The sequence below is a fragment of the Pedobacter sp. GR22-6 genome, assembly GCF_037402555.1.
Classification (GTDB): domain Bacteria; phylum Bacteroidota; class Bacteroidia; order Sphingobacteriales; family Sphingobacteriaceae; genus Pedobacter.
In genome coordinates this window covers 1-360 of record NZ_JBBEUC010000015.1, presented here as the reverse complement: position 1 = coordinate 360, position 360 = coordinate 1, and the positions used below count along the sequence as shown (strand labels likewise).

Annotated in this window: 1 protein-coding gene; it reads left to right on the top strand. The window is 47.5% G+C overall.

The genetic code is table 11. From position 1 onward, the window contains the following. Position 1: 1 nt before the first annotated feature. Positions 2-360: 6-phosphogluconolactonase (locus tag WAE59_RS25780; protein ID WP_337858893.1), on the top strand; the 359-nt coding region annotated here is incomplete at its 3' end.

The following is a 360-nucleotide window of genomic DNA, read 5'->3' as shown; positions in this document are numbered from 1 at the left end:
AATGGCAAGATTAAATCTTCTGGAAGAAACGCGTTTTGAAAAACTGCCCGTTTCTGTCTTTGAAAACCCTAAAGCCGCATCGCTGAGCGTTGCAAGACGTATTGGGAAGCTCATTAAAGAGAAACAAGCGCAAAACACTCCTGCTGTTTTGGGCCTGGCTACCGGGGCTACCCCCATTGCCGTGTATGCAGAACTGGTCCGGATGCACAGGGAAGAAGGATTGAGCTTTCACAATGTGATCACCTTCAACCTGGATGAGTATTATCCGATGCAGCCTGGCGCTGCCCAGAGCTATGTCTCTTTCATGAATGAACATCTTTTTGACCATATCGACATCGACAAAGCCAATGTGAACATCCC